Consider the following 26,725-nt stretch of genomic DNA (forward strand, 5'->3'; position numbering starts at 1 on the left):
GGTTTTTTCTATCAAGTTTTTTTAAATAACAACGGAAAAGTCGTTGTTATTTTTCAAATTATCGTCTACACTGCTCATATTTGATAATTATTAACATGATATCTGTAGATAATCACAAAAAGGTGTATTCAAATGTTTTAAAAATAAAATTACATTATAAGGATTTTAGAAAAAAAACAAATATAATGAATATAAGAAATCAGGAAAGAAACGCAGTATTTTCTGCAAAGATTTTTTAAAATTAAAAAACGTGAAAAGCTATGATTTCGTATATAATTATTTCCAAAATTCTGAGGATTTGATACGTTCTATAAAAGAGTATACAAGAATTTCTAAAATTAGTTCTAATGAATATACATTGAATGACCTACTGAAGTAGAAAAAGAGCAGAAATTTAAATCTGCTCTTTTTATGTGCTTTTTCATCCTTTTGCATCCTTACGATATACACTGATTCTAGGAAGATCCAAATCATATTTTTTAGCAATTTCTCGATAATGTTCATTCATATATTGGTAGTATCCATCTTCTTCTTTTATCGTTTTCAACAAAATTTGAACAATTCCATATGGATCATCAATGGCGATTCCTTTTTTATGAATTGCAGATATTAAGTAAAGCACATAATCTGTATCCTTTGTTTCGATTAGCATATCCAAAACTTTTGTTTTCAAATGTAAAACAATCAATTGCTGTACATGTGGAATACTATATATTCGTTCACATGCACTCACTTTTACATACGTCAATTCTTTATAATCTATAGTCGCATACGTTTCATTGCTAAAAAAATCAGATATCACCATTTCATCTTGGTCAAAAACAATATTCACTTTGATATTATGGGTAATCGTTGTCAAAGAATATTGTATAAACAAAGGATTTTGATATATTTTATGTTCTCCTTTAGGCAGAATATTTGCGAGAATAATACTGCGTTTCGCTTCTTGTATAAATTCATTGATGTTCATCATCATTTCCTCCCTTCGATACGCTCTATATACATATCAAAGCGTATATAATTTTGAAGCAAACATAAATAAATTTGATATGGATCGTTTACATATTTCATTTTTTCATTCAATATTCTTAATAATTCCCGCATTTTTGTTTCACTTAATTTTGCAGGATTTAATACTATAATCTTTGATCTATTTTCCAGATATAGTATTAATTGTACACTATATCCATATTTAGATTTTTTATGATTTCTACAATATCCGATATCACACTTCACGATATCTTTGTAAGGTATCATTTCTATTTCATTTCTATAATCAAAATACAGCCAATCTGAGTATTTTATGAATTTGATTTTCTCTTCATCAAATTCATATATCACTTTATTTTGCCGATGCTGTTTAATTAAAACGCCTCCTATCATAACACTTATGAAAAGTATCCAGAAACAATAGATTGGAAGCGGAAATACGAGGCTGTAAAATACATAGAACATCGATAAAGCTAGTATTTCAATTCCACTTTGCATTAAAATATCACTATGTATTTTTTTCTTAGATGGTACAGTTCCATAAATGATGGGTCTCATTTCTTCCACCTCCTGGCACATTCATCACTAATTTGTTTCTTTCGTCTTCTTGATAAAGTGACTTTTTTCTGATTGGATAATGTGATACTAACAGCATCAATTGCAGTAATGAATCCTACTTGTATAATCGTATTACGGTTTGCGAAAAGAAAGCTGTCATCCAACTGCTTCTTTATTTTTTCTAATGATGTATATTGTGTAGTATAGCGTTCATGTTCCATATCAATATAGACGATTCCATCTTCATATTGGATATCATAGATTTCTTTAATTTTGATATACATGATTTCTCCATGTTGGTGTACACATATGGTAGAAACATTCATTAGAAAGGCTGAGATACTTTCTAAACAGGAAGGAAGCCTTTGTTCTATCTGATCATGTAGGATATATTGATATACATATAAACCCATTATATCCAAAAGTTTTGCGCTATCATCAGCAAAAAGTATATATATCGTTTTTCCATTTAATTTTTCTAAAATTGGAAGAACTTGATTTGGCGTATGTGTGGTATCCGCAATATCTACCAGTAAAACATCACACCTTTTATCGGAATCTAGTACTCGAAATATTTCAATGGATGATATAATTTTTCTCATTTGTTGATAGCGTTCCTTATGGTCACACCAAATCCTTATGGTAAACATATAGCCTCCCTCCTTTCTTCTACAGAAAGTATAACAGAAATATAGAAAGATAACGCATAAAATACCTATCAGTGGTAGATAATTTCCAACAAGTGGTTTCTATTGTATCTTGTACATCCCGCCTGTATTTTGTACAATCGCTATTTTAAATATAAAACATATAGTGTAAGATACTTATAGAAGTACTTCAAACACAAGATATAAAGCTTATTACAAAAGAGATTTAAAAGAAATGAAAAGGTGAACAACATGAAAAAACATAAAAAGTATATCCTGATCATTGGGATCATTATCATTTTAATAGGTGGAACGGGTGGCTATTATGTATGGTGTGCATATCATCCGGAAATTGATATTCAGGTCACTGATTTTGGCAAAGGCGATGAGTATAAAATTCAAATGCCTTCTATTGTAATTGCGCCGCGAGGAACACCTAAAATCGCATCTGCTGTAGATGTGAAGTTGCTTCAATTTAAAAGTCAATACGAAAAGATTTATCATGATATCATTGAGAACTACAAAGGTTCTGATGTAAAACTAGCAATAGAAGTAACAGACAAGCAAACAATTTTAAAATACACAGGTACCGTTACAACATTTGAGGGAGAAACAATTGCTTTTGATAGAGATATCGCTTGTGATTTTGTACTAGATGCGAATATAATAAATTAACAACATGGGGAGTGGTATGAATGCTAAGAATTGCGATTTGTGATGATGAAATCAAAGATATAAAAATCATAAAAGAACTGACAGTAAATTTGTTAGACGCTTTACAATTGACATATGAAATTGAAGAGTTTTTAGATGGTTCTCTTTTATTAGATTCTGTCATCAGCTTTGATATCATTTTATTAGATATCGAAATGGAAAAGATGAATGGCATTGAAGTCGCTCGTAAATTAAGAGTATATAATCGTGATTCTAAGATTATTTTCATTACCAATTCCCCGAAATATATGCGCACTGGATATAGTGTGAAAGCAGATGGTTATTTCTTAAAACCAATAGATAAAATTGAATTTAATTATGAACTAACAAACATTCTAAAAGAGGATATGATAGATAGTAAGTTTATTTTAGATAAACGAATTAGTCCTTATAAAATATATATCAATGCAATTTTATATATTGAATATCGTGATAGAAAAACCATCATTCACTTCAAAGATCATGAAATCGCTACGACTTTAACTTTAAAGGAATGGGAATCTTTATTGGGTAATTATTATTTTTCTCAATGCCATAAAGCTTATATTGTTAATCTTCGCATGATTCGTAAACTAAATAGTGATTCAATCATTCTATCTAATGATGAAGAACTAATATTAAGTAGAAAATATAAAATAGAATTTAAAGCGGATTATTTTAATTCTATTGGAGAGAGGTTTTAATTATGTTAATCACGAATTTCATAGACAATTTACTGTTCGCATTGATATTTTATTGGTACGGTAAAAAATTATTTACACAGGTATCTTCAAATAAAACAGATTATGTATTTCTTATTGCGTTTGTATTGTTAAAGACTTTTGCGGGTATATTTCATTTAACACTCGTCAATTTTGTATTTAGTATTTTGACTTATATAGGTATTATTTATCTTTTCTTTCATGATACCTTAAAAAAAGAAATATTTTTCATTATTTTATTCTTAATCTCAACTTTCCTTGCAGATATCAATTCTTATGTTTTAATAGAGATATCTTACAAATTCATCAGTTCTTATAATGATATCTTACAATCGCTCTTGATCATCGTTTATAATAAAACGATACTTGGCGTACTAGCTTATTTAATTGCGAAATTAAGCAATGTGAAGAGGAACGATGATAAGATTCATTATGGATATTTTCTATCTATTCCTACCATATCTGTATTTATCATCTATACGATGATGCAATCTAATCTATTTGATATGGAACCAATGCTTTCTATTATCTGTAGAATTATTTCTTGTATTATCGTTGTCCTCAATGTTTTAATCAGTATCAAATTCACGCATGTAATGCAATCTAAAGATCGACAAATTAAAGATGAAGAACAAAAAAGTCAGGAATTACATTATATGTTATTGGAAGAGAAAGTAGAAAGCTCAAAGAAATTTATTCATGATTTTAAGAAACATATCAATATGATCAATGCATATGTGTATGATGAAGATTGGGATAAATTAAAAGTATATCTGAATGAGTTATCCACAGAAATAAAAAAAGATGAAAGTTTCGTTTTAACAGGCAATAAGTTAATCGATTTATGTTTACATGCAAATAAGGATGCATTGACAACAAACACAATAGAAATTAAGCATGATATAAAGATTAAGGATGTATCTCCAGTTACTGAATTTGATTTCAACATTGTATTTTCTAACATATTGGACAATGCTATAGAAAGCTGTATCCGTACAAATGGTCATTTTATCAAAATCAAGCTTGATAAAACCAATGATCTGGTTGTGTTAAAAGTCATCAATCCCTGCCTTGAAGTAAAAGAAAACTTTGAAACATTAAAGGATGAAAACGAACATGGTTATGGTATTTCAAATATAAAGAAAATTGTAGAAAAATATGATGGAAGTGCTACATTTAAATTTGATAAAGAGCAGAGTGTATTCATATCTACAATCATCTTCAACAATAGCTAAAGAAAAGCAACATTCGTTGCTTTTTCTTTTCGTCTATTCTTGCTTATTGAACTTTCTAGCTTTCCTTGTAATATCAATTGTTGGATTTTCCAAGCCATATGTTTTTGCCATTTCCGTGAAATGTTTTATCATATAATTATAAAACCCATGGTTCTCATCTTTTGTCATCATCATGATTTTCACAATCTTATATGGATCCACAATTGGAATATCCCTGCTATGTATGTAATGAAGGATCTGTAAAGCGTGATCTTCATCACATGTTTCTATTTCAAAATCCCCCTGATCACATATAATTCTTAATACAACATGAAACTGTTGCCCAGGTAAGTGTCCAGTATTCACGATTCTTGCTGTCGCAAAAACACCGACTTTTTTGATTTCAGAATAATCAATTGTGATATATGGTTCTTTTCCACCATAATCATATAAAATCATTTCCTGTTCATCATATGTAATCCTTGACATCAAAACAAAGCGCATCGTATTTACTGTATATTGAATCATAAGTGGCGTCGTATACAAACGATGTTGCCCTTTTGGCAAAATATTAGCATAGATAATATATTTCTTTGCTTTTTGTAAAAAATCTGTAGTTTTCATGCGAATTCCTCCTCAATCCGATGGATATATGTATCAATCTGTACATGCTCTTGTGTTAGACATAATTGTAACTGATAAGGATCTTCAAAATTTTTATTCTTGCTTGATAGTAACAGCAGTAAATATTTCAGATTGGTTTTTGATAAATATCCTGGCAATAACCGTATAGGTTGTTTACCCTCAAATTCAATACGAATGCTGTAATCATTATGATGATGGTTGTCTGCTTTTTCATAAGATAATTTACAATACGTACTCTCATCATAACGATGATATTCTTGCTTCGGTTCTCTCTTTTGGAATATCGCTAAATACAATTGATTAGGATATCGATAAATGGTATACCCTTCTTCATCAAATTCAATCACCTGTTTATTTTCTTTATGCTGTTTATAGAAATATATAAATGGACATCCAATCACAATAAGCAATGCCAATGCACTTGAATATGGAAAATAGTTTTCAAATAATCCCCAGATCAATATCAAGAACATATCACCTACAAATAATAATATCGCAGTTGAAACGAATAAACTATGACGTATTTTTTCTTTTGTTGGTATCTCACCATATGAAATCTTTTTCATTTAAGCTCACCTCTTTTTTCCCATTGCGCAATCACTTGTGATTTTCTTCTTCTACTTAAACCAAATGATTCTCCATTGTTTAATATCACACGATCTTTTTGAATCAAATCTATTTTTGGCAGTGATACAATTGTCTGCCGGCTGACAAATACGAAATCACTATTCAATAGATTCATGGCTTTTTCCAAAGAAGTAAATTGTGTTGATATTTTTTTATTTTGAAGATAAAGATAGACGAATCCCTCTTCATATGTAAATGCATAAATATCATGAATTGCGATATATTGTTTTCCCTGTGCATGATGTATACAAACAGACGTAATATTCATCAGATAGGATTGAATGCTGTTTAAACAGGAAGGAAGCCGTTCGACAAGCTGTTCATGGAGGATATATTGATATACATATAAACCCATAATATCTAATAATGGTGCGCTGTCTTTTGCTAGTAACACCAAAATCGTTTTACCATTCATTTCTTGAAGAATCGAGGAAATCTTCGCTAATGAATAGTTTTCATCAGATATATTAATGATGAGAATATCAAAACGTGCTGTTTCATTTTGAATACGAAAATCTTCAAATGCTTCCACCTGTGCGTTGATTTCAGCTTTTAAATTTTCATCATCACACCATATCCCTATATCAAACATGGTATCCTCCTCCCTTCCTGACTTAAGTATATCAGATTTTTAAGCTTGTAAATATATTTTCTAATGAGCGGTATTTTCTTGTACCTGAATGGCAAAAAAATAATGGCAAATCGCCATTATTAATCTCTTAAACAACCAATTGGTATCACGTAAACACCATCTTCTCTCTTGTATGCATACTTTCCACCTGTCAACACCATACAAACACTTGGTGGTGTTAATCCATTATCATTTATTAGTGTTGAAAGTTTTAATAAATGTGAAGCCCCTTCCTCAATCTCACGACTTCCTAATTTCATTTCAATTAATATATATCTTCCATCACGCATATGAATAACAGCATCACATTCTAAACCATATCGATCATGATAATAAGATATTTCTCCTCCTAGCTTTTGTGAATAAATTCGTAAATCTCTAATACATAATGATTCAAACATAAAGCCAAGTGTATTCATATCATTCAATAATTGATCAGGAGATAACCCCAATGCAGCTACTGCCAATGATGGATCCACAAAACCCTTCTTTGTATTAGAACGTATAGCAGTTTTTGAACGTATTGAAGGACACCATGCCTCAATATCCTTTATGATATATAGTCGTTGTAATGCTGTTATATAATTAAAAAATGTTGTTTCTGAAATGTTTATATCATTCGCAATTACATCTTTTCTTATAGAGGTTTTAGATGCCAATGTTGATATATTCCTTGCATATGAGCGTAAAATCGCCCGTATCCTTGTAGGATTTTTTAATTCTTCTTGTATTCTTGAAACATCACTTTCACATACAGCATCAATATATGCTTGAGGTATTAACAATGCAGCTTGTTTTGATATACCCATGGATGCAGGCCATCCTCCCCGACATATCGCATAAACCAAACTTTCAATATCTAATTGTGATTCAATACCATTCACATCGATATTTCCATTCAGTAAATTTACTAATGAAATTTTACCATTTGATTCTTTTGATTCAAATAAACTCATAGGATGCATGACAATCCTTGCAATTCTTCCTGTACCAGTATGATGCATGCCATCATCTTTAGGTACTGCCGATCCTGTTAATATAAATTGACCTGGTTCTCCTCTGGCATCTACTTCATTTCTTACTGCATCCCATAAAACCGGAGCCATTTGCCATTCATCAATCAAATGTGGAGGTTCTCCAGCTAGCAGTCTTTTTGGTGCTAATTCAGCTAACTTCAAGTAATCGTTTGACTTCTCCACATCTTGCATTTTGATATCACTTTTCGCAAATCGCATTGCTGTTGTTGTCTTCCCACACCATTTTGGGCCTACAATTAAAACTGCACCAAAAGCCTCAAGGTAATTAGGAAGAATATCGTCAATTATTCTTGGTAAATATACTTTTTCTTTCATGATGATATCCTCCATTCTTAGCTTTATTTTATTCTTTTATTAAAGGCATGTCAACAGTAATCAAAGTACTTTGTGGCATTTCATTAAAGTACTTTGTGGTATTTCACTAAAGTATTTTGTGGCATTTCATTAAAGTACTTTGTGGTATTTCATTAAAGTGTTTTGTGGTATTTCACTAAAGTACTTTGTGATGTTTCATTAAAACATGCAAAATCGTGAATATGAATACTATATCAGAAGATGATTTAAATTCAGAATCAGAAATAGGCTATAAAGATATGATCGAAGGTCGAACAAAACCAGCGAAAGATGCTTTTGATAAAAACGATTACAACATATGATTCCTATATAAAGCCAAAAGGTGACAAACTTCATTGCCACCTTTTCTTTTATTCTATTTAACGAATGCCCTGATTCATTTCTTTGATTTTATCCCAGTTGACTCTGCGACAGAATTCTGCGATTGCTTCTACTGTCTGCACATAGTCTTTACGATGGATAATCAAACGATGAGAGTGCATATAACGTGTTGGAATACTCAAAGTCATTGTAATGATTCCAGCATGTGCTTTATGAATATTATCCGCATCTGTACCACCAACAGTCATCATATCATAATTGATATCTAAATTTAAATCACGGCAGATATCTTCCATTTCATGAAGTAATGCTTTATGTCCAATAATACCGGCGTCCATAACACTTAATACAACACCGCCGCCAAGTTTGATATCGCCTTGATCTACTGGTGTATCCATAGCCGTTGTGACATCTAATGCAATCGCAACATCAGGATGAATCATATTACCCGCTGTTCTTGCGCCACGCAAACCAACTTCCTCCTGCACAGTACCTACCGCATATACATTGGCATCATGTGCATCCTTTTGAATACGATATAATACATCTACAGCAAGTGCTGCACACAAGCGGTCATCCCATGCTTTTCCCATCAGATAGTTTGGATTATTCATGACTTCAAATTTGGTATCTGGTGTGATCATATCACCAATCTGAATACCTAATTCTAATACTTCCTCACGGCTTTCTACACCTAGATCTAAGAACATATCGATTGGTTTGATGACCTTTTCTTTTACTTCCGCAGGTAATCCATGAGGTGCACTAGAACCTACCACACCATGGTATCGTTTACCTTCTTTGGTGGTAACATATAATGTTTGTGCAGGTAATACATGTCCCCACCAGCCACCAACTGGAAGCATTCTGATAAAGCCGTTTTCATCAATTTCTCTTACCAGGAACCCTACTTCATCCATGTGTCCACAAATCATTACTTTTGGTCCATTTTCTTTTCCTTTTTGTAGACCAATGATAGAACCAATGTTATCATAAGTGATTTCATCTGCGACAGGCTCCAGCCATTTTTTCATAACACGGCTGACTTCTTTTTCACATCCAGAAATACCATGAGCTTCGCTCAGCTCTTTGATCATTTCTAGATTCATTTCTCCATAAGCTTCTTTCATTGCACTCACCTCTTATCGGTTTTCTGCTTTGAACGCATTGATTTTTTCTTCATCCAAAGATTTGATGATAGAAAGTACAGCAGCTTTTGCACTTTCATAATCACGTACATCAATCATAGAGTTTCCTGTATGTACATTTCTTCCACAGATACATGCACTTAAAGTAGGGCATCCTGCAAATAATTTGTGTACCCATGCAGCATCCGTTTGTCCCATATTATAGAAGTACTGATATGGCAGATTTTCTTTTTCACATGTTTCTACCAATGTATCCAACAACATACGATTTGGCATCATTCCTTTATCATAATAACGAACAAGGATACCTTTACCCATTTGTCCAACGGCATTTTCTTTACCTGTTACATCATTAGCAAAGGAGCAATCCATCACAATTCCCATATCTGGATGAATTAATCCAGTAGCAGTTGTTCCTCCACGCATACCTACTTCTTCCATAACGGTAGCACCGATATATAAATCAACATCTAATTCTACATCTTTTAATGCCTGTAGCAGCTCAATTGCCATAATGCAGCCATAACGATCATCCCATGCTTTAGAAAGGATACGATTACCACCAGGCAACACAGTGAAAGGTCCATCTAATACTGCACTATCTCCTACATGGATTCCCCATTCACTTACCATTTCATCACTTTCTGCGCCTAAATCAATCAGCATTTTCTTGATATCACATGCTTTAATATCATCATTATCCGCAACGATGGTACCTACATATTCTTTTCCATTGCTTGCTTTGATTCTTACTCTTTGTGAGTGAAGACTTTGGGCATCAATTCCACCAATGGTGATAAAACCAAGCAGCCCGTTTTTCTTGATGCTTGTGATCATAAATCCTACTTCATCCATATGTCCACATACCATTACTTTTGGTGCGTTTGTTTTCTTAGATTTTTTTATTGCGAATATTGATCCTAAATTATCATAAATGATTTCATCTGCATATGCCTCCATATGTTTTTTCATTGCCTGAGATACTGCTCTTTCATCCCCTGCAATACCAATCAGTTGTGTTAATTCTTCCATTAAATCCAGTGTTTGTTTTTCTAACATATCATGTTACCTTCTTTCCTTTTACATATGTATTATACGACCTTTTTCAGGGGCGTATTTGAATATCGTTTCCTAAAGATTAGGAAGTGAAAACAAAAAGAAAAACAGCTTTTAGCAGCTGTCCTTCCTTGGTTAAATTGGATACGATTAGTGATATGCGTGTTCTGCGATAATTGCACTTGTATCTGTTTTTTCTACTAATGCTTTTGCTAATTCACACATTACTGTTAATGCCTGAGGCAAGCCTGTGCCACCTTTTTTAGGCATTTTCAGAATTGTTACTTTATCTTTAAATTCGTTGATTGCTTTTTCACATTCCTGTGACATGATTGCAAATGCAGGAACATCTAAGTGAGCATTGATGGTTTCAGCTGTTTTTGCTGCCATCATTGCATAATTACCATAGTTGAAGCAAGGTCCACAGATAACAACATCTGGGTTGATTTTCTTAACCATTGCGGCAAATTTCTTAGCATTTGTGTCTGGATCTTCCGCAAAAGTTCCATCTCCACACCATAATGTTGCACAGATTGTACCACCCATATCTTTTAAAGTTTTTTCAAACATGTTGCAAGAACCGATAGGCATTGGTTTACCACCCATTTTTAGATCTGGACTTTCTTTTCCACCTAATCCAGCCTGTGTCTGGTCAAATATCATTAATACTTTCATTTTTCCTGTTCTCCTTGTTCTTTTCTCTTTTTCAATAGAAGCAATGCCTTCTTCAGCACTTTTTCTCCATCCATCATGCCATAATCATCCTGATCAATCAGCATAACTGGCGTTTCTTTGTCATATTTATCAACAACCTGCTGAAACATGTATTTTACCTGCGGTCCAAGTAAAATAACATCTGGATGTTTTTCATCCACAATCTTTTGTATTTTCTTATTGGAAAATGCTAAGATTTCAATTGGCAGCAAATGTGTATTTGCGACATCCTGCATACGACTGGCCAATAGGCTTGTTGACATTCCCTGATCACAGAATAGATAGATACGTTTCATGTGATGAGGCACCTCCTTTTTACATTATCATTATAACCCTTTTTTTAAGGGATAACTTCAATTATGTTTCCTAATACTTAGGAAGTCATATTTTACATCAAAACGATGTACTTTCATAAGAAAGACAGGCAGCAAGCACTACCTGTCTCATAAAGTATAGGTTTGTATACACGTTCATTTTTCAGATAAATGGATGTTTTTTTTACTTAAACGCACATTTTTAAGCAAATTTCCAAAATTTATCGATAACTCAAATCGTATACGTTTTTATCTTATAGATCGTCTAGTGACAGATCATCAAATGAGAAGTCATCTTCTTCTTCAGTATTTTCCATTTCAGCTTCTTCAGCAAGGTATGTCTTATCAAGTGCCTTGATGAATGGATAGTAGATACAGCATCCTAAGAATAACAGAATGAACTGCCATACAGATGCGATCCAGCTACCTGTTGATAACCATCCAGAGAATCCAATTGGAGTAGTCCAAGGAAGGTTAACACCAGTTGTCTTAGGTACGATACCCCAGCTGACAACTAAGTAAGATAAGATCAGGTTCATCATTGGAACAACGATGAATGGTACGATAATAACTGGGTTTAATACGATAGGAAGACCGAAGATGATTGGTTCATTGATACCGAAAATACCAGGAACGATACTTAATTTTCCAAGTTTTGTGATACGTTCTGATTTACAGAACAACAACATACAGATAACTAGTGACAAGGTACTTCCTCCACCACCGAAGTTACAGAAGAAGTTAGAGAATGGGTTTGTAAAGATATATGGTAATTTTTCATTTGGTACACCAGCTTCAAATGCTAATAACTGATCAGCAGTTAATACGTTACCAATGAAGTATACAGAGTTCATTACAGCTGGACCATTGATACCGAAGAACCATAAGAATGTACACATGAAGGAATATAATGCGTTCGCACCTAATGTGTCACCTAAGCCCTTCATAGGTGTCTGTAATACTGTAAATACAAATCCCTGAACAGTTTCAAATGGAGTCATTTCGAATAAGATACGTACTAAGAAGCATACGATCATAACAACAGCACTTGGAACTAAAGCAGCAAATGAATCAGCTACTGCAGGTGGTACACCTTTTGGCATTTTGATTGTCCATCCCTTTTTGTATACCCAGATGAACAATAATACACACAGAATAGAACATACCAGTGCCATGAAGATTCCATCAGGTCCGATGTAATCAAATGACAGACCAGCGAAAGCACCTTCTAATACAACTTTTCCATCGTCATTTACAGCATCTAATACAGTAGGCATCATGATGAAGTAAGATACTAAGGCAACAGCAGCACCCTGAATTTTATCTCCACCAAATTCTCTGGCCATAGCATAACCAGTACCTAAACATGTTAATAAACCAGTACAGTTGAATGTTGCACGTGATACGGCTTTAAACCACTGTTCCCAACCAGCACCCAATACGCCATTCCAGAAGTTTTCCCATCCTGGAATTGGGAAGTTAGCAATCAGCAAGAAGATAGAACCAACGATCAATAATGGAGTAGCAATCAAGAAACCATCACGGATAGCGATCAGGACACGATTCTTACTCAAAACATCGGACATTGGCATTAATAGTTTTTCTAGCTTGTCGAACATTTTATTTCCTCCTCGTTTTGTTTGTTTAAAAAATTTATTTACGCGCGTTAAATTTTTTACACTCCTATTATAATCGGTAAATACCTTCCGTGGGATGAAAAACATTTCCTAACTTATAGGAAATCATTTTTTCTTTCTTATTATATATTTTATATACCTATTTTATCGGTTATATATGAAATCATATAATATAAGGCTGCCAAAAATTTTCCTAATAAAAAGACAGCACGGAAATGCTGCCTTAGGATTAAAATGCTTTATAGTTTCCTGTTTTATGCTCTAACTGATAGACTTTTGTACCGCCGATAAAATCATGCAGCATTCTACGGTTAGGATTTGTCCATGTTACAACAATAGATAACAATGTCATGAAGTAACATACATAAGAAATAAATTTAGGATAATCGATACCAGCAGTCAAAACTACCAGCTGGATCACATAAGTTGTGGTAAATGCAGCACCTTCGACAAATGTCATAGCGAATACATTACGTAATAACAATGCTTTTAATGTGACATCACTACCATCCATCATCACAATTTTATAATTCAATAAACGTTTTGCGGGTGTCTGGCCTGGCCATACCTTTAAAGGAATGACAACATAATACAGGATATACAATAAGAATACCAATGCAGTTATCAGATAAACGTATGGTAATGGCAACCCAGCAAGTACCTGTGTGGTTTCTGTAGAGCCTGTTACTCTTGATTCAATAAATACAAGAGGAATAACAGCCAGTACATTCGCTAAAAAGAAATCCATCAGATAGCCAAAGAAACGGCGAAGATTACCAACAGGTGGAAAGTTTTCATCCAGTTTAGAGCCTTGTTTACTCATTAACTTTACAGTTAAACGATCAATGAAGCCCAGCTTTGGTTCATTATATACTTTCTTGCTTTTGCCTTTTGGCTCGTTATATATTTTGTTTGCTTTCTTTGTATTTGTCATCATCGCATATCCTCCTTATTCTACGATACGATTGATAAAATCATTGTAGTCTTTACTTTCTAACAGTGTCGCAAAGCGATTGGCATCTGATACTGCATTAGACAGCCAGTCGAAAAACATCTTTAACATATAGCGGTCTTCTTCATTGATTGCCAACAGAATAACCAGTTTCACATCAAATGCACCCCATGGTATCGGTTTTTTCAGTACCGCTACGGAGATATTTGATTTTTTACTCAAGACATCAAAGCTGTGTGGTACCGCAAAGGAATAGGTAAAGGAAGTTGGTGACATAGATTCCCTTTTTAATACGGATTCTTTAAAATCCTTTGGTGTATAGCCTGCTTCATATAAGTTATCACACATAAAATTGATGACATCTTCACTGCTGGCTGCTTCTAAATCAGTATAAAAGAACTTTGGATCGATCATACCTTTGATTCCTTCCTGAAATTCTTTTTGGAATCGTTTTTTATCTAATAAGTTTAATGCCTGAAAAATACGACTTTCATCTTCTAGATTCACGAATAGTGAAATCTGAATGGTTGTGATATCTAAGTCATGTTTTAATGGCAGGGTGGTTAAAATCAAATCTGGTTTGATACGCAGAATGGCTTTTTCTTCAAAGAAATTCAAGCATTCCACAATTCCCATTCGTTCCCCAAAGCGAGTTTCTACCTTACGCACACACATATTGCTAAGTGCCTGATCATGTGGATATATCATAACAACACGGTATTTCCCTGATAAGTTTGCTCTTTCAAAAGCAGAACCTAAATGCAAAGATAAGAAACCAATTTCATTTTCATTAATTTCTTCACCCAGCTGTTCTTCCAGATAACGGGCAACACGTACCCCCATTTCAAATACCAGAGGATATTTACGTTTGATTTCCTGTAAATATACATTGGATACTTCCACATGCTTCATCTGGCGTTCCATCAATGACTGCATATGCATTTTTAAGCCTATCTTTAAATCTGAATCCTGACAAAAATCGATGTCAAAATCATTATGGATAATCTCCAACATACCTTCTACGATTTCATCACTGCTCATAGAATGACTCATGGAAACCAAGTCTTTGGTATAATTGGTTCCTTTCTTTCCCATCAGTAATAATGCCAATAAGGCAACTTCATCATCTACGATTTCTATACGGATTTTCTTAGCCACACTGTGGAAAAATTCTTCTGCAATTTTGTATTCTTGACTTTGTTTTAATTCTTCATTTTTGCGATCCGTCTGTATGTAGTTTCTTCGGATAATTCGTTCTATCGCAATGCCTACATGAATCATCAACATTGGAAATGCCATTTCTCTGACATGATAGTTATGTTTATCTAATGTCTGTTCTAGGATATCTTTGATCAATAATAAATCAAAATCCTTATATAATGCCGCAAGGTTATTTAAATTCAGGAAATTTCCCTGTGTTTCTTCTGCCAGCAAGTCTTTATATAATTTACGTTTACTTTCCTCCGCACCTTCTAAATGGATAAAATTCTTGCTTCTTACCAATTTCAGCTGTGGATATGGTTCTATCATTTTTTTGATACGTTTAATGTCATTATCAATCGAGTATTCACTCACAAAAACTTTATCTTGTAACGATGTGATATTTAATTCATTCTTTTCAAACAACAACTCCTGTATGATATATACACAGCGTTCATGCGGTGTTTGAGGAATGGGTTCAGCTAATTCAATATCTAATGTACGAAATACTTCTGTGTTCAGATGATATCCATAGCGTAAATTGCTTTCTATCAGGTTTTCATCATAGTATCGGTTGATAGCGTCCATGTCACTGCGAATGGTACGATCACTTACATTCAAAAGTTTACTCAATTCTTTTCCTGTAATCCATTCATTCGCGTCATTCATCATCGCAATGATTCTCTCTTGTCGTTTATTCAATGCCATTGTATGCACGCCCCTTCCATTTATATTATAATGAAATTTAAAAGGGAAAAGCCCAACTTGGTTTCCTAACTGCTAGGAAATTTCCGTAGTAAGAATTTCCTAGGACTAGGAAGATGTTTTCGACTTGTTTTGCGTTTCAACGATTATAATGGTACATGAAAAAGAAGAGGAGAATAGAAGATGAAAAATAAAAAAATTCGATTTCTGCTGTGTTTAGGAGGGGTATTGCTGAGTTCTCTGCTTCAGACATATGTCATCAAAGCATTCATTCAGCCCAGCAATTTACTAAGCAGCGGTTTCACAGGTGTAGCGATCCTGATTGATAAAATAGCAAGCTTATACGGACATTCTATTTCTACATCTGTATGTATTCTGGTACTAAATATCCCAGTTGCGCTGGCTTGTTATAAAAGTATATCCAAGAAGTTTACTTTATTATCCACAATACAGTTCTTTATGACATCTTTATTATTGAAAGTATGTGAATTTAATCCTTTGTTCAATGATTTGATTCTAAATGTTGTATTCGGTGGATTCTTATATGGTATCAGTGTAGTACTGGCATTAAAATCCAATGCAAGTACCGGGGGTACTGACTTTATCGCACTTTATGTATCCAATAAGATCAATCGTTCTATCTGGGAACAGGTATTTATCTTCAATGCCTTGATTCTGTGTATCTTTGGCTATATGTTTGGATGGATTTATGCTGGTTATTCTATCGTATTCCAGTTTATTTCCACTAAGACGATTTCTACCTTCCATCACCGTTATGAACGTGTAACCTTGCAGATTACAACACAAGATCCTGAAAATGTTGTGGATAACTATGTTGACCATTTCCGTCATGGTATCTCTTGTATCCAGGGATATGGTGGGTTTAGTAAGAAAAAAATGTACCTATTGATTACCGTTATTTCTTCTTATGAAATATCTGATGCTGTTCATTGTATACAGGAAGTAGATCCACACGCAATCGTCAATGTCTTACGTACAGAACAGTTCTATGGAGGATTTTATCAACAGCCAATGGATTAGAAACAGCAAATCGCTGTTTCTTTTTTTATAACGGAAAAGGGCAGTTTTTCTGCCCTATCGTTTCTTCTGTATTTGATTTATAAAATCTTCATTTCTTTTAAGGACACATAGAAATCCATACCCTTTGTGATAATAGGAATACGGTCTAAAGAATTTGCGGAGGAAGCGATCGCACTTCTGCTTTTTTCTATCTTTTGATATTTGAAATCTGAATGACTAGTTTAGAAAATCCATAATAGAAAATTATATGTGTCATATAATTCTATCCGGTTTCTGTTGAAAGTATCCAAAAGATATTCAATGCATAAATCAAAACCAGCATAACAACGCAAAAAAGGTGTAATTTTTATATGTGTCAATCATAGTAAAAGATTATAAACAAGAAAAATAAGTATCAACCACCATGCTGTTTTTCCCTGATAGATTTTCATATGTCATTACTCCTAAAGATATGAAAAATCTTTTTTCATACATTCCACACCCAATTTTTACCTTCTTTGATATTATCTGAATGTGTAGTTGTTCGTTTATCTTCTTCATACATATGAATCCAAATATCTTCCACTTCTTCAAGTGGCATATGCATTTGTTCACTGATTTCATAAGCTCCCATTTCCTTTTGTAGAAGCGTTCTTACCTGGTCGATTTTTCCATGCAGCCAGTCATGTGCCATCATCCATTGCTTCACATTCTTCATGAATGCTTCCTGTTGGTGTGTAGTTGCGACCTTGGGATATTTCTTTATGCTTTCTTCCATATAAGAGAAGATGCGCCTGCCTAAATATTCCCGTTGTTCATTTTTAGACATCACACGAAATAATTCATCTTCTTCACGTATATCCAAAGTAAGGACCTGATCTTTATTCTCAAAACGTTGAAATGTTTTCCCAACATTTTTTCCACATCTGATACAAATCATGATATTGTATGGAAAATCCCAGGATTGTGCTTGTTTTTCTAATGGTGATAATTCATGTATCAAAGAGGATACACAATTGGTGCCCTGTGCTGTAACACTTGTGATAAAAAGCTTCATACAACTATATTTCCTCTCCTTCTAATTTTATTTTCCTTCATTTATCATTTTTTTGCGCTAATGAATTCATAAATATGTCATATAACTGGTTTAATTCATCTATTTTATTTGAAATCATTTTCAAATAAGTTTCCTGTGTATATCCTTCTTCTAAATTTTTTTGTGAGCATTTTTGAAATTGTGACAACATATGGACAATCGTTGGAATATTCTGCATATACGATATCAATTCGTGATCATATGGCTTATCTTCGTATTCTTGCATGATAGCATAAATCAATTGTTTTAATTTAGAAAAAGATGCTTCATTCCATTCCGCATGCATACGAATATCATACATCAATTCTTCATCTGATGATAGGTAATCGTAAAATTCTTTTAAGCTGTCTTTTTCATCCTTCCATATTTGAAGCTCTGTAGCACACCATCCAACTACATAATCCATCAAATCACATATAAAATCATAGGAAAGACCATCCTTTAATACTGCCTGACAGGAAAGCAGTGCCTGATAGACTTCATCTTTTGTATATCCTGCATCATGAAGCTTTCTTATTAAATCATATGCTTGCTTCATTGACTTCTCATAAGTATGTTTTACAACTGATAAACAAATTGTCTTGATTTGATTTATGATATTTTCAAATTCATCCATATTGTATTCTCTATCTTCTATAAAATGGTCAGGGTTCCTACAGGGCATAAAACGGTTTTTCCTTTCGTGCGTGTTTCTTCTGAAATCGTAAATGTACTACCACTTTTCAACAATTCATCATATACATATTTATATAGAACGCTTACTCGACAATACTTGTGTGAGGAATCAAATTCTACATATAAATGACATATGCTTCCATCATCTAATTCGATTAGCGGATAATATTCTTTGCCTATTTTTTGAGCTTGTATTTCATTCTCCCACTTAATTTTCGCTTGTTTTGATCTGGTAAGATAGCCAATATTGAAATTGTATCGTTCATCATTTCTTGGATCCTGAGCCATCTTAAAGACCTCTACTTGATTGAGTGTAAATAAGAATCCATATTCTGGATTTTGATAGGTGGAAGCATGTCCATTCGCCTCTTTTCGCACATATCCTTCTACACGTAATTGATATTTACCTGAAGCTGTTTCATATGTATGCCCTTTGTATAAGATATTGCCTTCCATATCTTGATAACGCATTTCCTGATTTGTTTGAAATGGCTCTAGCAAATGGATATCCCCAATACAAAGTGTATCTTTGATTTCTATTTGAAATTCTTCATACGAAAACTTCTGTATCCATGTATCATCAAATGGTTCATCAACACCGTTCAATTTTATCACATAACTGCCTGCGTCAATTTTCACAATTGGCATCCAGATTCCTTCTTTTAGAGTTTTCAGATACACATCTTTATCCTTTTCAAATTTACTCAGCAATTTCTTTGATCTGATTTTTTCTTTCTTCAGGAAATTCTGCAGAATTGTTGGCGAAAATAAAGCAATGCCATAGTTTGTGATGTCCAATACGTTATTCATATCTTATGCCTCCAATCACCTTACATCAATATCTCCATAAAACCATAATTCGTTTTGATATATATCTTCATCTCGAATGGTTTGTTGATAGCCAGCTTCCTTCAGCGGTGTTTGTATCTGTTTACGTTTAAGAAAAGAATCGTTTTTAATTTTTATCCACGTTTGATAAGCACAATCACGTTTAAAAAAAGCTTCATAATACTCCTGATCATAGAAAATGATGATTTCTGAACACCATACATCAGGGATAGATATCATTCCTACAATTTTACAAAACACGATATCCTGTGGCTTTTCTTTCATCAATCTTTCCACAGTCGCAAGCCATTTTTCATAAAACTTTTTCTTATTTTGATTTGTAGTTTTTTCACTTTCGATAAACGGATCACTTGGCACATGAAAATGTTCATATCGCTCATCGTTATTCCAATCTGGTTGAAATTTATCAATATCATCGAACATACGTTTTAATTTTCTATTTTGCCCACGTTGCTTTTTTCTGATTGTATCCATTCTGATTCCTCTTTTCTAATTGATAAATGTTGTTGAAAATCATTTTCCATATTTGACCAATGAATATCTCCATAATCCAAAACGAATGTATGTTCAATTCTTGTAATGATATCCACATATTTGATCTTTGATACCTCAAAAATTCTTGAACGATCCAGCTTTAATGCTTTGATGATAGACTCCACATCATCACGCATACTCATAGATATTCTCCAAAATATTCATTCACTGCCACTTGATCATAGCCATCTTCTCCACGCCAGTATTCCACAAATGTCCAGTCGTTTTTCCCTTGAATTTTACGTTCATATGATTGGGGTTTTAATACCCCAATGCATGCGAGAATCTCAACCAGCGAGGACCTTTCATTTTTGTTTGATTTAAAATCAGGAATATCTTTGAATCTATCGCATAATATACCTGGATGATCATTGGCTGCACTGCTCATAATTATCTTTAATATATCTTTTAAAATATGTATATCCGCATCTGTTGGTTCTGGTATTTCCTCTTTGATGAATTGTTGAAGATCAAATAAGATATAAATTAATTCACCATGGCGTACACCACCCCATTTAATACGTTCAAAGTTTAATATATTGACATCCACATCTTTATAATCTTCTTTCCCAATCACACCGTATTTCAAATCTTTGCATATAGAACAGGTACATGATGTATAAACCACCTTGCCGTTTTCATATGACTTTCCGGATATGACAGGTGTATAAGTATGCATTGGCAGCATTTTCGCTATGTAGTAAGAGCTGATACCTGAGCGCCAGTCTAAACGTCTGGTTGAAAGACTGCTTATAAAAGCTTTCACTATCTGTTGGGGCGTGATTTTTTCCACAATCGCTTTGATTTGTTTTACACATTCATCATGCGATATACTAACTGCATCAAACATCAAACCTTTTTCTTTCGCATAAGTAAAATCTTTCGGAGTAATTGTATATTCATCTTTCCAACCAGAAGCAGACCAATAGGTTTTCATTAATATATTTTTTGCTTTTTTATCCATACGACACCCCTTTTCTATTCTATGATGGTATCTGGCAATTCTTTTTGTAATGTTTCTAATCGATGATTGCGATAATAGCGTGGCAACATTGTTAGATATTTTAAATTTTTCAAAGATAATATTGGTGAAATATCATAGTTTTTATGTTCTACAGTCAACGCAAAATGTAAGTATTGTAATTGCTTTAGATTAGATAATGGCGCCATGCTTTTCACTGGCTTACCCACGCCGCTCATTCCCCCATTTGATAAAAACAATTCTTGTAAGTTTGTCATATTTGATAGAAAAGACAAATCATATAACTGTTTTACATCACGTAAATAAAGCGTTTTGAGATAATCTAATCCAAATAAGAAGCTAAAATCCGTGACCTTTGTGATATCAGATAGGATCAATACCTCCAAATGTCGTAATGGTGTTAAATCTAATATTGTTTCTTGTTTATTATTAGAAATTTTAAGATATTTTAAGTTAGGAAGCGTTGATAAAAGCTTTACGTTTTCCACATTTACTTCACTTAAACAAACACCTTCTATACATTTATTTCCATAAAGACTTTCATCATGAGAATATGTTAAATGATACTTTTTTAATGGCATGGTCAAGGATAATATCTGTGTATCTTTAGGGACAAGTGCTAAATCATAAATACCACTTACCATACCCTCCATAACGCCTAAATCCGCATAAGGATGATGAGGACTTTTTTCTTCCAACAAATAATGATTCCAATCCATATCGTATCACCTCTTAAGAAATCTTATACATTACAAACATTATCACATTTCATGGGTGTAATATCAAGTGCTTATAAATGAAGAAAAGACAGTTGATTATGTTTCAACTGTCGTATTACATCTTATGATTTGTTCTCTATTTCACCTAAATCAAAAAGTACCTTTTGATAATCTTTCACAAAATATTTTATATTTGTTCTGTGTTCTGCCTTTTTGTATAATGGTATGTCCTTCTGCTTCTAACTTCTCTTTTTGTGCTTCTATTCCGCCTGGATACTTCGCATTCAACTCCCCATTTGCCTTTAATGTTCGCCAATAGGGTGTTTCATCTTCTGTTCTTTGATAACTTGCCCACGCCGCAATAGACACAAAAATCCCAGCTGTGATTGGTTCTGTAAAATCAGCATGATGAATTCTCGCAAAATACTCGCGAATTTCTCCAATAGTAATTACCTTTCCATAAGGCACCTGTTTCATTACATGATCATAATCGATTGGTGGAGCGAAATACATATGATTTCCTCCATACTTTTCAATACTTTTTTGATCGGTAATGATTTGAATTTTTGGCATATCTTTAGCATCATGCAACATTGCGTTAAAGTCTTTCTTATCTTCATTAGCCATGTCTGCCACCTCCTACTTAAAGGATAGCTTGTTTCTATATACAATGCAATGAGGCTGTTTTCAAAAAAGTATTAAATTTTACTTATTTCTTTGAAGATCGTTCACGTTCTTCTAACATATCTTAACTTTCTTTATTCTTTTTCGTATCCATTACGTTTATATATCAAAACAAATAATGCTATGGAAACTACCGCCTCGATGATCATCGCAAGGATACCGCCAATATTTAACGCAGGTGATACTTGCTCTGCCATATGCATGACCATATCCATAATTGCTCCTGTGAAAATGAATGGAGATATCATCTTTAATTCTTCGATATAAGAAGAAAACATTGGTACCAGCATCATCAATAGTAAAATAGGCGAAGTGAGTGTACTGGTACTGACCTGATTTTTCGCAAAGATTCCCAACAGCATCCCAATAATACAGCTGATCAATGTCCCAATCATTGTGACAATACTAAACAATATAAGATTTGATCCTGTGATGGTATACCCACTGATTGGCATAAGTAAATAATTAACGATAACTGTCACAAGGAATACTGGCAGCACACTTCCGATAAAGAATTCCAAAGCATTCACGGAGGATGTCATCAACACGCGCAATGTCTTTTTTTCTTTTTCTTCCGCAAGCATTAAACTTGTACAATATAAGCCAGTCATACCAATATTCATGACCAATCCCATTGCTAATGCATACGCATTTAAATATTCTTCACTGGCTCCATCTCCTGACATATTTTGATATAGAAAACGCATCATCATTGTAAATCCTATCGCAAATATTGGCATAATGATACAGTTTTTTCCACATAGTGCACGAAACTTTACTTCCGCTATCGCCATTACTTTATGTATATGTAGTGTTTTCATAATAACCTTCCCTTCTCCTATAAAAAATATATTTTCCAAATGACAGCTCCTATCACAAATACTGGTATGATGATACAACAACTTCCAAATAATGCACAAACGGGTGCATTTCTCCACGTTATGATATGGGGAAGATGAAATATCTTCATGATAGTTTTCTTCCTGTCACTTCCAAAAAAACGCTTTCTAGCGTTGGCTCACAAGAGTGAATTGTTTCTATCTGATCTTGTTTTAGCCATGCATTTATTTTCTCTACATTTTCATCATTCTGTTGTAAAAGATACTGTTTTCCATCACGTAATCGTATGTCATATTTTTTTACTTTATGATATTTTAAACATATATCGTTTGGTGTTCCATATTCTACAATCACACCTTCATTTAATAATGCCACATGATCGCATAATTTTGTGGCTTCTTCCATATTGTGCGTTGTAAGAAAAATTGCCATGCCTTCTTCTTTTAATTGAAACAACATATTGTGTATCTGTAAAGCGGTCGATGGATCTAAACCAGAAGTTGGTTCATCTAGAAATAATACTTGTGGTTTATGCAGTACCGCTCTTGCGAGAATTAATCGCTGTGTCTGCCCTTTGGATAATTTTCCTGCCAGTTTTTTACGATGTTCATAAAGTCCTACCTGATGTAACACATCTTCGACCCTTTGTTTCTCCACTTTTAGGATTTTTGCGAAGTATTCCAGATTTTTTTCCACACTGAGATATTCATAAATACCACTGCTATCTGTGACAATACCTATTTGTTCATAGATGGTTTCATCAATTTGATTGGCGTTGATTCCCAAGATATAGGCCTCTCCTGATGATGGAAAAAGCTGTCCTGTAAGAATTTTAATCGTTGTTGTCTTGCCTGCGCCACTTGGTCCTAAAAAGCCAAGAATTTCTCCTTTTCTTAGAGTTGCGTGAATATCTTTTAACACGCAGACATTATCAAATGTTTTTGATATATGATCTAAACGTATGATTTCCTGCATCATATATGTATCCTCCTTTTTACGTTTTTCACTATAACATTTTAAGGATTGAAAATGGTGGCTTGTTCCTGAATGGTAAGGATTGTTTCCTAAATAACAAAAAATCTCATTTCTTGATTTTTTCAAGTAAACGAGATTTTTCTTTACGAGATATACTACATACCCCACCTCTTACAATTACTTCATTATGTTTAAGATCAATGGAATCGATTTTATCTAAGGCAATTAAATAAGAACGATGAATTTTTAAAAAGCCTTCTTTCAATTCTTTTTCTATATCTGTAAGGTTTCCCAGAAATTCTATCCGTTGATTTTTCCCATGTAAGATCACATGGTGAGAACGTGCTGATGTTTCAAAGTAATAAATATCATCGATGGGAATATGGCGCAGTTTATCTCCACTTTTACACGTAAAGCATGCAACAGGATCTTTTGTTTCATCTTTTAGACGTTGAATAATAGATTGCAGGCACTCACTGATGGATGTATGCAACTGTTCTTGTGTATCTTTCACAATATAATCAAAGGCTTCAATATGATATTGGAAGGTTTTATAAGCTAAATCTTTGAAACTCGTGATATAAACGATTGTGCCATTTGGATCAATTTTGCGTATTTCTCTCCCCAACAAAAAGCCATCATATTCTGGATGTTTTAGTTCAACATCTAAAAAATAAATATTACGTTTGGTTTGTTGCTTCGCTAACGCATCTAACATTGCACAAGGATCACGATATACCTGCTTTACTTTCATATCATATTCATGAATCAGAATTTGTTTTTCAATTGCCTGCTGTATAAAATTTAACGTCGAAACTTCATCATCACATACATATATTTCTAACATGTTATCACTTCCTATACAATGGTTATTTCCTGAATGAAACGATTATCCACAATTTGTGTAGCTATCGTCACATTTGAATATTTATCAATTATCTTTTGTAAAGAAATCAATCCCATCCCTCGCTGTGTACCTTTGGTGGAATATCCTTCTTGATAGATTTTTTCAATATCTACATCATGGAATAATGAATTTTCCACAATCATATGAAAGGCATCTTCCTGATTGGATAATACCAGGTTCATATCACCTTCATGATCTTTAACTTCATCTATTGCATTATCCAAAAGAATCCCCAAAACACGACATGCATCCATAATATTCATTTTTATTGTTTGCACTGGATATAATACTTCCATATGTAATGAGATATGCTGATGATTGATTTCTGTGATTTTTGAATATAAAAGGCTTTTCATTTCATTGATTTGGATATTTGCTAATTGATTGGTTAGATTCATTTTCTTATCAATATCTTCATCAAATTCATCCATTAATTTTGAAATTGTAGATTCTATTTCCTGCATGTTTCCTTCTTTGCTTTGTAGGTAAATACTGGACATCATATTCTTATAATCATGTTTGAAGGTACGCATATTTTGTTGTATTTTTTCTAAATCTTGAATATAAAGATTTTGTTGCTTCAATAACATATCACTGTATTTTTTCTTATCTTTTAAACTGACCATTTGAATGTAATATATCATAGTCAATATCATAATGAACATCAAAAAAAGTGGTATCAAGAATTGTTCTTTTGATTTTACAGGTATCATTTGTAAACAATAAGATAATAGATCATATATGAATAATACAATAATCGTCATTCCTAAAATTTGTATGAAAGAAAAATTTTTATACTCAAATTCTCGATAGATTCTGGCAATATTCAACTTTTCCACAATCAGATAAATCGTAAAAAACAACAGTGCTATCATTGGCAAATTTAATAAATAATAGATTTGTACATTTCCATTTGATAAAAACCAAAGCATTTCATTTAGAATAAAGAACGTCTGCTGGCATACTGAGCATATGCATGCGATGAGAAAAATTGAACGTTTTAGATTTTTGTCAAATAGTGTATATGCGATGATCCAGCACCAAACAAATATTTCAAGTTCCAAAAAAAAGAATATATCAATTCCAGTTAAATCTGATAAGTAATAAGGAATCTCTCCTGTATGCAATACTTCCTCAACAAGTCCTATCCCAAAGTAAAAAATGGCGACATAGCACATTTTTTTGAAACTGACTTTTTGATATATGATTTTCTGATAAGCCCAAAAGATGGACAAAACCCAACACAAGTTTCCAAATATAGATATAAAAACTTTCATTC

29 protein-coding genes and 1 pseudogene are annotated in these 26,725 nt (G+C 33.2%); 4 read left to right on the top strand and 26 right to left on the bottom strand.

The genetic code is table 11. The annotated features are described in order from the left end of the window. Positions 1-421: 421 nt before the first annotated feature. The 3 genes from DW761_RS11855 to DW761_RS11865 are packed head-to-tail and all read right to left on the bottom strand — an operon-like array spanning position 422 to position 2,198. Positions 422-973, bottom strand: a complete 552-nt coding sequence (locus DW761_RS11855) for a hypothetical protein (protein WP_117518287.1) — start codon at positions 971-973, stop codon at positions 422-424. Further along, positions 973-1,548 (bottom strand): hypothetical protein, encoded by a 576-nt coding sequence (locus tag DW761_RS11860; protein WP_117518288.1) that lies wholly within the window; start codon positions 1,546-1,548, stop codon positions 973-975. The genes DW761_RS11855 and DW761_RS11860 overlap by 1 nt, the downstream gene beginning before the upstream one ends. Beyond that, a complete protein-coding gene (locus DW761_RS11865; RefSeq protein ID WP_117518289.1) occupies positions 1,545-2,198 on the bottom strand; it encodes a LytTR family DNA-binding domain-containing protein in 654 nt (217 codons plus the stop codon). The genes DW761_RS11860 and DW761_RS11865 overlap by 4 nt, the downstream gene beginning before the upstream one ends. 249 nt (positions 2,199-2,447) lie before the next feature. On the opposite strand from DW761_RS11865, the gene DW761_RS11870 reads away from it, so the two are divergent. From DW761_RS11870 to DW761_RS11880, 3 genes are read left to right on the top strand one after another with little or no spacing between them, the layout of a single operon-like run. Beyond that, positions 2,448-2,870, top strand: coding sequence for a hypothetical protein (locus DW761_RS11870; protein ID WP_117454815.1), 423 nt, complete (start codon positions 2,448-2,450; stop codon positions 2,868-2,870). Positions 2,871-2,890: 20 nt separating this feature from the next. Continuing rightward, on the top strand, positions 2,891-3,592 hold the full coding sequence (locus tag DW761_RS11875) for a LytR/AlgR family response regulator transcription factor (protein ID WP_117518290.1): 702 nt from the start codon (positions 2,891-2,893) through the stop codon (positions 3,590-3,592). A 2-nt stretch (positions 3,593-3,594) separates the two neighbouring features. Continuing rightward, the gene (locus tag DW761_RS11880) at positions 3,595-4,845 is read left to right on the top strand and encodes a sensor histidine kinase (protein WP_117518291.1); all 1,251 of its coding nucleotides are present in this window, start codon (positions 3,595-3,597) and stop codon (positions 4,843-4,845) included. 33 nt (positions 4,846-4,878) lie between these two features. Here DW761_RS11880 and DW761_RS11885 read toward each other — a convergent pair whose 3' ends face one another. The 11 genes from DW761_RS11885 to DW761_RS11935 form a co-directional block, all read right to left on the bottom strand. Next, on the bottom strand, positions 4,879-5,448 hold the full coding sequence (locus DW761_RS11885) for a hypothetical protein (protein ID WP_117454812.1): 570 nt from the start codon (positions 5,446-5,448) through the stop codon (positions 4,879-4,881). Further along, positions 5,445-6,035, bottom strand: a complete 591-nt coding sequence (locus tag DW761_RS11890; protein ID WP_117518292.1) for a hypothetical protein — start codon at positions 6,033-6,035, stop codon at positions 5,445-5,447. Before DW761_RS11890 ends, DW761_RS11885 begins: the two co-directional genes overlap by 4 nt. Further along, the gene (locus DW761_RS11895; protein ID WP_117518293.1) at positions 6,032-6,688 is read right to left on the bottom strand and encodes a LytTR family DNA-binding domain-containing protein; all 657 of its coding nucleotides are present in this window, start codon (positions 6,686-6,688) and stop codon (positions 6,032-6,034) included. Before DW761_RS11895 ends, DW761_RS11890 begins: the two co-directional genes overlap by 4 nt. Before the next feature lie 119 nt (positions 6,689-6,807). Beyond that, positions 6,808-8,079: an ATP-binding protein gene (locus tag DW761_RS11900; protein WP_117454809.1), complete on the bottom strand. Its 1,272-nt coding sequence runs from the start codon at positions 8,077-8,079 to the stop codon at positions 6,808-6,810. A 398-nt stretch (positions 8,080-8,477) separates the two neighbouring features. Beyond that, on the bottom strand, positions 8,478-9,569 hold the full coding sequence (locus tag DW761_RS11905; RefSeq protein WP_117518294.1) for a M42 family metallopeptidase: 1,092 nt from the start codon (positions 9,567-9,569) through the stop codon (positions 8,478-8,480). Between the two features lie 12 nt (positions 9,570-9,581). Then, positions 9,582-10,646 carry a M42 family metallopeptidase gene (locus DW761_RS11910; RefSeq protein ID WP_117518295.1) on the bottom strand — a complete coding sequence of 355 codons (1,065 nt, stop codon included), beginning with the start codon at positions 10,644-10,646 and terminating at the stop codon, positions 9,582-9,584. 147 nt (positions 10,647-10,793) lie between these two features. After that, on the bottom strand, positions 10,794-11,318 hold the full coding sequence (locus DW761_RS11915; RefSeq protein WP_117454806.1) for a GrdB-related putative oxidoreductase: 525 nt from the start codon (positions 11,316-11,318) through the stop codon (positions 10,794-10,796). Continuing rightward, complete coding sequence (locus DW761_RS11920; protein WP_117454805.1) at positions 11,315-11,653, bottom strand: PTS sugar transporter subunit IIB; 339 nt, start codon at positions 11,651-11,653, stop codon at positions 11,315-11,317. The genes DW761_RS11915 and DW761_RS11920 overlap by 4 nt, the downstream gene beginning before the upstream one ends. Before the next feature lie 272 nt (positions 11,654-11,925). Next, complete coding sequence (locus tag DW761_RS11925) at positions 11,926-13,290, bottom strand: PTS sugar transporter subunit IIC (protein WP_117518296.1); 1,365 nt, start codon at positions 13,288-13,290, stop codon at positions 11,926-11,928. 247 nt (positions 13,291-13,537) lie between these two features. Beyond that, complete coding sequence (locus DW761_RS11930) at positions 13,538-14,245, bottom strand: RDD family protein (RefSeq protein ID WP_233509591.1); 708 nt, start codon at positions 14,243-14,245, stop codon at positions 13,538-13,540. Positions 14,246-14,257: 12 nt separating this feature from the next. Continuing rightward, positions 14,258-16,168 (bottom strand): BglG family transcription antiterminator, encoded by a 1,911-nt coding sequence (locus tag DW761_RS11935; protein WP_117454803.1) that lies wholly within the window; start codon positions 16,166-16,168, stop codon positions 14,258-14,260. A 180-nt stretch (positions 16,169-16,348) separates the two neighbouring features. Here DW761_RS11935 and DW761_RS11940 point away from each other — a divergent pair, with 180 nt between their 5' ends. Further along, the gene (locus tag DW761_RS11940; protein ID WP_117454802.1) at positions 16,349-17,206 is read left to right on the top strand and encodes a YitT family protein; all 858 of its coding nucleotides are present in this window, start codon (positions 16,349-16,351) and stop codon (positions 17,204-17,206) included. Positions 17,207-17,672: 466 nt separating this feature from the next. Here the strand turns inward: DW761_RS11940 and DW761_RS11945 are convergent, their stop codons facing one another. The 12 genes and pseudogenes from DW761_RS11945 to DW761_RS12000 all read right to left on the bottom strand — a co-directional run bounded on the left by DW761_RS11945 (position 17,673) and on the right by DW761_RS12000 (position 26,723). After that, a complete protein-coding gene (locus tag DW761_RS11945; RefSeq protein ID WP_117518297.1) occupies positions 17,673-18,242 on the bottom strand; it encodes a hypothetical protein in 570 nt (189 codons plus the stop codon). Between the two features lie 37 nt (positions 18,243-18,279). Next, positions 18,280-18,897, bottom strand: coding sequence for a hypothetical protein (locus DW761_RS11950; RefSeq protein ID WP_117518298.1), 618 nt, complete (start codon positions 18,895-18,897; stop codon positions 18,280-18,282). A gap of 17 nt (positions 18,898-18,914) precedes the next feature. Then, entirely contained in the window at positions 18,915-19,766 is an 852-nt protein-coding gene (locus DW761_RS11955) for a hypothetical protein (protein ID WP_117518299.1), read from the bottom strand. Between the two features lie 15 nt (positions 19,767-19,781). Beyond that, positions 19,782-20,279 carry a DUF3916 domain-containing protein gene (locus DW761_RS11960; protein ID WP_117518300.1) on the bottom strand — a complete coding sequence of 166 codons (498 nt, stop codon included), beginning with the start codon at positions 20,277-20,279 and terminating at the stop codon, positions 19,782-19,784. Next, positions 20,234-20,482: a hypothetical protein gene (locus DW761_RS11965; RefSeq protein ID WP_117518301.1), complete on the bottom strand. Its 249-nt coding sequence runs from the start codon at positions 20,480-20,482 to the stop codon at positions 20,234-20,236. Before DW761_RS11965 ends, DW761_RS11960 begins: the two co-directional genes overlap by 46 nt. Continuing rightward, positions 20,479-21,303: a hypothetical protein gene (locus DW761_RS11970; protein WP_117518302.1), complete on the bottom strand. Its 825-nt coding sequence runs from the start codon at positions 21,301-21,303 to the stop codon at positions 20,479-20,481. Before DW761_RS11970 ends, DW761_RS11965 begins: the two co-directional genes overlap by 4 nt. A gap of 14 nt (positions 21,304-21,317) precedes the next feature. Continuing rightward, positions 21,318-22,040 (bottom strand): leucine-rich repeat domain-containing protein, encoded by a 723-nt coding sequence (locus DW761_RS11975; protein WP_117518303.1) that lies wholly within the window; start codon positions 22,038-22,040, stop codon positions 21,318-21,320. A gap of 122 nt (positions 22,041-22,162) precedes the next feature. Beyond that, positions 22,163-22,667 (bottom strand): annotated as a pseudogene (locus DW761_RS11980) (MGMT family protein). 131 nt (positions 22,668-22,798) lie between these two features. Further along, positions 22,799-23,545: an ABC transporter permease gene (locus tag DW761_RS11985; RefSeq protein ID WP_147322890.1), complete on the bottom strand. Its 747-nt coding sequence runs from the start codon at positions 23,543-23,545 to the stop codon at positions 22,799-22,801. Positions 23,546-23,690: 145 nt separating this feature from the next. Continuing rightward, complete coding sequence (locus DW761_RS11990) at positions 23,691-24,542, bottom strand: ABC transporter ATP-binding protein (protein WP_117518305.1); 852 nt, start codon at positions 24,540-24,542, stop codon at positions 23,691-23,693. 103 nt (positions 24,543-24,645) lie between these two features. Continuing rightward, positions 24,646-25,386 carry a LytR/AlgR family response regulator transcription factor gene (locus tag DW761_RS11995; RefSeq protein WP_117518306.1) on the bottom strand — a complete coding sequence of 247 codons (741 nt, stop codon included), beginning with the start codon at positions 25,384-25,386 and terminating at the stop codon, positions 24,646-24,648. An 11-nt stretch (positions 25,387-25,397) separates the two neighbouring features. Next, positions 25,398-26,723 carry a sensor histidine kinase gene (locus DW761_RS12000; RefSeq protein WP_117518307.1) on the bottom strand — a complete coding sequence of 442 codons (1,326 nt, stop codon included), beginning with the start codon at positions 26,721-26,723 and terminating at the stop codon, positions 25,398-25,400. Between the last annotated feature and the right edge of the window lie 2 nt (positions 26,724-26,725).

This window comes from Absiella sp. AM29-15, assembly GCF_003434225.1.
Taxonomy (GTDB): Bacteria; Bacillota_I; Bacilli_A; order Erysipelotrichales; family Erysipelotrichaceae; genus Hoskinsella; species Hoskinsella hominis.

Bases quoted from the DNA above. Each gene is read 5' to 3' on its own strand.
- DW761_RS11855 (WP_117518287.1), bottom strand. From the start codon at position 973: ATGATGAACATCAATGAATTTATACAAGAAGCGAAACGCAGTATTATT.
- DW761_RS11860 (WP_117518288.1), bottom strand. From the start codon at position 1,548: ATGAGACCCATCATTTATGGAACTGTACCATCTAAGAAAAAAATACAT.
- DW761_RS11865 (WP_117518289.1), bottom strand. From the start codon at position 2,198: ATGTTTACCATAAGGATTTGGTGTGACCATAAGGAACGCTATCAACAA.
- DW761_RS11870 (WP_117454815.1), top strand. From the start codon at position 2,448: ATGAAAAAACATAAAAAGTATATCCTGATCATTGGGATCATTATCATT.
- DW761_RS11875 (WP_117518290.1), top strand. From the start codon at position 2,891: ATGCTAAGAATTGCGATTTGTGATGATGAAATCAAAGATATAAAAATC.
- DW761_RS11880 (WP_117518291.1), top strand. From the start codon at position 3,595: ATGTTAATCACGAATTTCATAGACAATTTACTGTTCGCATTGATATTT.
- DW761_RS11885 (WP_117454812.1), bottom strand. From the start codon at position 5,448: ATGAAAACTACAGATTTTTTACAAAAAGCAAAGAAATATATTATCTAT.
- DW761_RS11890 (WP_117518292.1), bottom strand. From the start codon at position 6,035: ATGAAAAAGATTTCATATGGTGAGATACCAACAAAAGAAAAAATACGT.
- DW761_RS11895 (WP_117518293.1), bottom strand. From the start codon at position 6,688: ATGTTTGATATAGGGATATGGTGTGATGATGAAAATTTAAAAGCTGAA.
- DW761_RS11900 (WP_117454809.1), bottom strand. From the start codon at position 8,079: ATGAAAGAAAAAGTATATTTACCAAGAATAATTGACGATATTCTTCCT.
- DW761_RS11905 (WP_117518294.1), bottom strand. From the start codon at position 9,569: ATGAAAGAAGCTTATGGAGAAATGAATCTAGAAATGATCAAAGAGCTG.
- DW761_RS11910 (WP_117518295.1), bottom strand. From the start codon at position 10,646: ATGTTAGAAAAACAAACACTGGATTTAATGGAAGAATTAACACAACTG.
- DW761_RS11915 (WP_117454806.1), bottom strand. From the start codon at position 11,318: ATGAAAGTATTAATGATATTTGACCAGACACAGGCTGGATTAGGTGGA.
- DW761_RS11920 (WP_117454805.1), bottom strand. From the start codon at position 11,653: ATGAAACGTATCTATCTATTCTGTGATCAGGGAATGTCAACAAGCCTA.
- DW761_RS11925 (WP_117518296.1), bottom strand. From the start codon at position 13,290: ATGTTCGACAAGCTAGAAAAACTATTAATGCCAATGTCCGATGTTTTG.
- DW761_RS11930 (WP_233509591.1), bottom strand. From the start codon at position 14,245: ATGATGACAAATACAAAGAAAGCAAACAAAATATATAACGAGCCAAAA.
- DW761_RS11935 (WP_117454803.1), bottom strand. From the start codon at position 16,168: ATGGCATTGAATAAACGACAAGAGAGAATCATTGCGATGATGAATGAC.
- DW761_RS11940 (WP_117454802.1), top strand. From the start codon at position 16,349: ATGAAAAATAAAAAAATTCGATTTCTGCTGTGTTTAGGAGGGGTATTG.
- DW761_RS11945 (WP_117518297.1), bottom strand. From the start codon at position 18,242: ATGAAGCTTTTTATCACAAGTGTTACAGCACAGGGCACCAATTGTGTA.
- DW761_RS11950 (WP_117518298.1), bottom strand. From the start codon at position 18,897: ATGGATGAATTTGAAAATATCATAAATCAAATCAAGACAATTTGTTTA.
- DW761_RS11955 (WP_117518299.1), bottom strand. From the start codon at position 19,766: ATGAATAACGTATTGGACATCACAAACTATGGCATTGCTTTATTTTCG.
- DW761_RS11960 (WP_117518300.1), bottom strand. From the start codon at position 20,279: ATGGATACAATCAGAAAAAAGCAACGTGGGCAAAATAGAAAATTAAAA.
- DW761_RS11965 (WP_117518301.1), bottom strand. From the start codon at position 20,482: ATGAGTATGCGTGATGATGTGGAGTCTATCATCAAAGCATTAAAGCTG.
- DW761_RS11970 (WP_117518302.1), bottom strand. From the start codon at position 21,303: ATGGATAAAAAAGCAAAAAATATATTAATGAAAACCTATTGGTCTGCT.
- DW761_RS11975 (WP_117518303.1), bottom strand. From the start codon at position 22,040: ATGGATTGGAATCATTATTTGTTGGAAGAAAAAAGTCCTCATCATCCT.
- DW761_RS11985 (WP_147322890.1), bottom strand. From the start codon at position 23,545: ATGAAAACACTACATATACATAAAGTAATGGCGATAGCGGAAGTAAAG.
- DW761_RS11990 (WP_117518305.1), bottom strand. From the start codon at position 24,542: ATGATGCAGGAAATCATACGTTTAGATCATATATCAAAAACATTTGAT.
- DW761_RS11995 (WP_117518306.1), bottom strand. From the start codon at position 25,386: ATGTTAGAAATATATGTATGTGATGATGAAGTTTCGACGTTAAATTTT.
- DW761_RS12000 (WP_117518307.1), bottom strand. From the start codon at position 26,723: ATGAAAGTTTTTATATCTATATTTGGAAACTTGTGTTGGGTTTTGTCC.